This window comes from Micromonospora sp. NPDC047753 (genome assembly GCF_040642735.1).
Taxonomy (GTDB): Bacteria; Actinomycetota; Actinomycetes; order Mycobacteriales; family Micromonosporaceae; genus Micromonospora.
Map to the genome: position 1 here is coordinate 1 of NZ_JBEYSL010000407.1, position 6,191 is coordinate 6,191.

Here is a 6,191-nt window from a genome sequence, read left to right on the forward strand (position 1 = left end):
CCTCGTCCCGCTGGCGTTCTTCTTCGACATCTCGCTCATCCTGTTCAAGACCGGGTCGATGAGCCCCACCATCCCGGCCGGGTCACTGGCCGTGGCCGGGCGGGCCAGCCCCGTCCCGGGACAGCCCGGCGCCCGCAACCCCCGCTAGATCGTGCTGGATCCAGGAAAGAGGCCCCTCCCAACGCAACGAGGCCACTACATCCAGGAACGAGCACGATCATGGGGGGCGACCGCCCATCAGCGGGGCGAGCGAGGACAGCCAGCGTGCCCTGGGTGCCCCCTCCGGCCCGGCAGCGAGCGAGCGACGGCGCTCAGGTGCTGGGCTTCGCTCCCGCGCCGTCGCCGGCCTTCGTGTCCTTGTCCAGGGCGGCCAGAATCGCCTCGGCGGTGCGCCGCCCCACCCCAGGCACCTCGGTGATCTCGTCGACCGTTGCTGCCGAGAGGCGCTTGAGCGAGCCGAAGTGCCGCAGCAGCGCCTTGCGACGCACCTCGCCCAGGCCGGGTACGTGGTCCAGCGCTGACTCGGTCATCCGCTTGGACCGGCGCTGCCGGTGGAAGGTGATGGCGAACCGGTGGGCCTCGTCACGCACCCGTTGCAGCAGGTAGAGCCCTTCCGAGGTGCGCGGGAGGATGACCGGGAACTCGTCGTCCGGCAGCCACACCTCTTCCAGCCGCTTGGCCAGCCCGCACAGGGCCACGTCGTCGATGCCGAGGTCGGCGAGGGCCTGCGCGGCGGCGGCGACCTGCGGGGCGCCGCCGTCGACGACCACCAACTGTGGCGGGTACGCGAATTTCCGTGGCCTGCCGGTGGTCGGATCGATCAGGACGCCGACCTGGGGCTCGACCGCGTCCTGGGGGGCGGCCGAGTCGTCGGCCGACTCCACGCCCACCTCACCCGTCTCGGCCCTGGCGTCCAGGTAGCGGGCGAAGCGGCGACGGAGCACCTCGGACATCGCGGAGAGGTCGTCGGTGGCACCCCGGACGATGAACCGCCGGTACTCGCTCTTGCGGGGCAACCCGTCCTCGAAGACCACCATGCTGGCGACCACGTCGGTGCCCTGGATCTGGGAGATGTCGAAGCACTCGATGCGCAGCGGCGACGTGCTCATGCCCAGCGCCTCGCTGATCTCGTCCAGTGCCTTGCCCCGGGTGGTCAGGTCACCGGAGCGCTTGAGCTTGTGCCGGGCCAGCGCGTCCTTGGCGTTGCGCTCCACCGTCTCCATCAGTGAGCGTTTGTCGCCACGCTGCGGCACCCGCAGCGACACCCGACTGCCCCGGTGGTTGGAGAGCCACTCGGCCAGCGCGTCGGCGTCCGCGGGCAGCTCGGGGACCAGTAGTTCCCGAGGCACGTCGGCTTCGCCGTGCTCGCCGCCGTACACCTGGGTGCAGAAGTGGTGCACCAGGTCCCCGGTGGTCAGCTCCTCGGTCTTCTCCACCACCCAACCGCGCTGGCCGCGGACCCGGCCGTCGCGGACGTGGAAGACCTGTACAGCCGCCTCGAGCGGGTCGTCGGCGAACGCGACGACGTCCGCGTCGGTGCCGTCGCCGAGCACCACGGTCTGCTTCTCCATGGCCCGGCGCAGTGCGGCCACGTCGTCGCGCAGGCGGGCGGCCCGCTCGAACTCCAGTTGCTCGCTCGCCTCGGTCATCTCACGTTCGATCTTGCGGACCATGGTGTCGGTGCGCCCGGCCATGAAGTCGCAGAACCCGTCGACGATGGCCCGGTGTTCGTCGGCGGAGACGGTGCCCACGCACGGCGCCGAGCACTTGCCGATGTAGCCCAGCAGGCAGGGGCGACCGACCTGGCCGGCCCGCTTGAACACCCCGGCGGAACACGTGCGCGCGGGGAACACGCGCAGCAGCAGGTCGAGGGTCTCCCGGATGGCCCAGGCATGCGAATAGGGACCGAAGTAACGCACGCCCTTGCGCTTGGCGCCGCGCATCACCTGCAGCCGGGGGTACTCCTCGTCGAGGGTGACAGCAAGATAGGGGTATGACTTGTCGTCGCGGTAGCGGACGTTGAACCGCGGGTCGTACTGCTTGATCCAGGTGAACTCCTGCTGGAGCGCCTCGACCTCGGTGCCGACGGTGATCCAGTCCACCGACTCGGCGGTGGTGACCATCTGTCGGGTGCGCTCGTGCAGGTTCCAGACGTCGCCGAAGTAGGAGTTGAGTCGGCTGCGCAGATTTCGCGCCTTGCCGACGTAGATCACCCGGCCGGTGCCGTCGCGAAAGCGGTAGACCCCTGGTAGCTCCGGGATGGTGCCGGGTGCGGGGCGGTAGGTCGAGGGGTCAGCCACACCAACAAGCCTAGTCCGCAGCACCGACAGCCCACCGCAGGCGTGATCCACTCGGCACCCCGGAAGTCGGGGTGTCGGCACACCGCTGACAACCCCGACTTCCCGAACGCGGATCGATCCTGCGACGCCGGGCGACCGGCCGGTCAAGGTGCGGCCCGGGCCAGCCCACCGGCCCCGCGTCGGATCAGGCCAGCGAGATCTGGTCGCCGGTGACCTTGATCTCCTTGGGCGGCAGCGGCTTGGTGGCCGGGCCGGCCTTCACCGAGCCGTCCTCGATCGAGAACTTGCTGTTGTGGCAGGTGCAGTTGATGGTGCCGCCGTCGACGTTCGTCACCGGGCAGTTCTGGTGCGTACAGATCGGGCTGAAGCCTTTGAACTGGCCGGCCGTGGGCTGGGTGATGACCACGCCCTGGGCGGCGAGGACCTTGCCGCCGCCGACCGGGATGTCGGCGGTGGTGGCCAGCGACTGGGCATCCTGCCGGTCACCGCCGCCAGCGTCGCCGGTGCTGGGTACGGCAGGGCCACCGCTTGTGGGCGCACCGCTGCTGCTGCCGCCGTCGTCGTCACTGCCGCAGGCAGCCAGGACGACGGCCGCGCCGACCGCCCCGACGCCGGTGAGCAGGTTACGACGTGTCTGCGTACCTGGTCCGGTCAGCGCTTGATCGTCACTCATGCCTCGCCTCTCTCTAGCCCGCTGCCGGTCGAAAGCCGGCCACACTTCTCCACACGGGCAACTGTGCCGGATGGTTCAGCACGGCATCCGCTCGACCCGACAAATGGGGTGGGGCAGGTCGTCATCCGACCCGCCCCACCCCATCAGCACGCGTCGAGAGGTCAGCGCGCGGCGGCCGGCACCTTGCGGCTGGCCCGCGCCTTGGTCACGCCGTTGGCCTTGGCGGCCCGGGTGGTGGCGGCAGCCGCACCCTTGGCCTTGCCGTCGAGCTTGAGCACCTGGCGCAGGAACTCGCCGGTGTGGCTCTCGGCCACCTCGGCGACCTCCTCGGGGGTGCCGGTGGCGAGCACTGTGCCGCCACGGTGGCCACCCTCGGGACCCATGTCGATCAGCCAGTCCGCGGTCTTGATCACGTCGAGGTTGTGCTCGATCGTGATCACCGTGTTGCCCTTGTCGACCAGCCCTTCCAGCACCATCAGGAGCTTGCGGATGTCCTCGAAGTGCAGACCGGTGGTCGGCTCGTCGAGCACGTAGACCGTCCGCCCGGTGGAGCGCTTCTGCAGCTCGGAGGCGAGCTTGACCCGCTGCGCCTCACCGCCGGAGAGGGTCGGCGCCGGCTGACCGAGGCGGACGTAGCCCAGGCCGACGTCGACCAGGGTCTTCAGGTGCCGGTGGATGGCCGGGATCGCGGAGAAGAACTCGGCGGCCTCCTCGATCGGCATCTCCAGCACGTCCGAGACGGTCTTGCCCTTGTAGTGCACCTCCAGGGTCTCCCGGTTGTACCGGGCGCCCTTGCAGACCTCGCAGGGGACGTACACGTCGGGGAGGAAGTTCATCTCGATCTTGATCGTGCCGTCACCCGAGCACGCCTCGCAGCGCCCGCCCTTGACGTTGAAGGAGAACCGACCCGGGCCGTACCCGCGCACCTTCGCCTCGGTCGTCTCGGCGAAGAGCTTGCGGACGTGGTCCCAGACGCCGGTGTAGGTGGCCGGGTTGGAGCGCGGCGTGCGGCCGATCGGCGACTGGTCCACGCCGACGACCTTGTCCACGTGCTCCAGCCCGGAGACGCGGGTGTGCCGGCCGGGCACCAGCCGGGCGCCGTTGATCTGGTTGGCCAGCACCGCGTACAGGATGTCGTTGACCAGCGTCGACTTGCCCGAGCCGCTGACCCCGGTGACAGCGATCAGCTGGCCCAGCGGGAACGAGACGGTCAGGTTGCGCAGGTTGTGCTCCCGCGCGCCGTGCACCACCAGCTCGCGGGCCGGGTCCTGCGGGCGGCGGCCCGTCGGCGTCGGGATCGACCGCCGACCGGACAGGTACGCCCCGGTGATCGACTCCTTGTTCTTCAGCAGCGCCGGCACCGAGCCGCTGTGCACGATCTTGCCGCCGTGCTCACCCGCGCCGGGCCCGATGTCGACGATCCAGTCGGCGGTGCGGATGGTGTCCTCGTCGTGCTCCACCACGATCAGCGTGTTGCCGAGCCCACGCAGCCGGATCAAGGTCTCGATCAGCCGGTGGTTGTCGCGCTGGTGCAGCCCGATCGACGGTTCGTCGAGCACGTAGAGCACACCCACCAGGCCGGAGCCGATCTGGGTGGCCAGCCGGATGCGCTGTGCCTCGCCGCCGGAGAGCGTGCCGGCCGGGCGGTCCAGGGAGAGGTAGTCCAGGCCGACGTCGAGCAGGAACCGCAGCCGGGCGTTGATCTCCTTGAGGACCCGCTCGGCGATCATCTTCTGCCGGTCGGTCAGCTCGATGCCGGCGAGCAGGTCGGCGCACTCCCCCACGGACAGGTTGCAGACCTCGGCGATGCTCTTGCCGGCCAACGTGACCGCGAGGACTTCGGGCTTGAGCCGGGCACCGCCGCACGCCGCGCACGGCACGTCGCGCATGTAGCCCTCGTACTTGTCGCGGGACCACTCGGACTCGGTGTCGGAGTGCCGGCGCTCGATCCACTGCACCACGCCCTCGAAGCCGGTGTAGTAGGAGCGCTCGCGGCCGTACTTGTTGCGGTAGCGCACGTGAACCTGGTCGTCGGAGCCGTGCAGGATCGTCTTCTGCGCGCGCGCCGGCAACGCCCGCCACGGGGTGTCGATGTCGAAGTGCTGGGCCTCGCCGAGCGCCTCGAGCAGGCGCAGGAAGTATTCCAGGTTGTGCCCGGTGGACCAGGGCTGGATGGCGCCCTCACGCAGGCTGCGCTCCGGGTCGGGGACCAGCAGCTCCGGGTCGACCTCCTTCTTGGTGCCGAGGCCGGTGCACTCCGGGCAGGCGCCGTAGGGCGCGTTGAAGGAGAAGACCCGAGGCTCGAGATCCTCGATGGCGAGCGGGTGGTCGTTGGGGCAGGCCAGGTGCTCGGAGTAGCGGCGCTCGCGGTCCGGGTCGTCCTCGGGAAGGTCGACGAAGTCGAGCAGGACCAGGCCGCTGGACAGGCCCAGTGCGGCCTCGACCGAGTCGGTGAGCCGCTGCTTGGCGCTCGGCTTGACGGTGAGCCGGTCGATCACCACCTCGATGGTGTGCTTCTCCTGCTTCTTGAGCTTCGGCGGCTCGGTCAGCGGGTGAACCACGCCGTCGACCCGGGCCCGGGCGTAGCCCTTGGCCTGCAGCTCGGCGAAGAGGTCGACATATTCGCCCTTGCGGCCACGGATCACCGGTGCGAGCACCATGAACTTGGTGCCCTCGGCCATGGCGAGGACCCGGTCGACGATCTGCTGCGGGCTCTGCCGGGAGATGCGCTCACCACAGACCGGGCAGTGCGGCTCACCGATGCGGGCGTAGAGCAGACGCAGGTAGTCGTAGACCTCGGTGATGGTGCCGACCGTTGAGCGCGGGTTGCGCGAGGTGGATTTCTGGTCGATCGAGACGGCCGGGCTCAGGCCCTCGATGAAGTCGACGTCTGGCTTGTCCATCTGGCCGAGGAACTGCCGGGCGTACGACGAGAGCGACTCGACGTAGCGGCGCTGCCCCTCGGCGAAGATCGTGTCGAAGGCCAGGCTCGACTTGCCCGACCCGGACAGCCCGGTGAACACGATGAGCGCGTCCCGGGGCAGGTCGAGACTGACGTCACGCAGGTTGTGCTCGCGCGCGCCACGGATGATCAGTCGGTCGGCCACGGTGCGTGTACTCCCGGGTTCGGGGCCCAGTCGGCCAACTCCCGCTTGGAGTAGTGGTAGCCGAACTTCTCGTGGATGTCCTTGCTGGTCCACTTGTCGCTGTGCCCGTGG

The 6,191-nt window shown here is 69.6% G+C and carries 3 protein-coding genes and 1 pseudogene; all 4 read right to left on the minus strand.

The features are described 5' to 3' along the window. Window positions 1-311: 311 nt before the first annotated feature. On the minus strand, window positions 312-2,300 hold the full coding sequence (gene uvrC, locus ABZ749_RS26815; protein WP_357232689.1) for an excinuclease ABC subunit UvrC: 1,989 nt from the start codon (window positions 2,298-2,300) through the stop codon (window positions 312-314). 184 nt (window positions 2,301-2,484) lie between these two features. Then, window positions 2,485-2,973: a Rieske (2Fe-2S) protein gene (locus ABZ749_RS26820; RefSeq protein ID WP_357232691.1), complete on the minus strand. Its 489-nt coding sequence runs from the start codon at window positions 2,971-2,973 to the stop codon at window positions 2,485-2,487. A gap of 161 nt (window positions 2,974-3,134) precedes the next feature. Next, on the minus strand, window positions 3,135-6,080 hold the full coding sequence (gene uvrA, locus ABZ749_RS26825) for an excinuclease ABC subunit UvrA (RefSeq protein ID WP_091408018.1): 2,946 nt from the start codon (window positions 6,078-6,080) through the stop codon (window positions 3,135-3,137). Window positions 6,081-6,100: 20 nt separating this feature from the next. Then, a pseudogene (locus tag ABZ749_RS26830) lies at window positions 6,101-6,191 on the minus strand (DUF72 domain-containing protein); the annotation flags it as partial.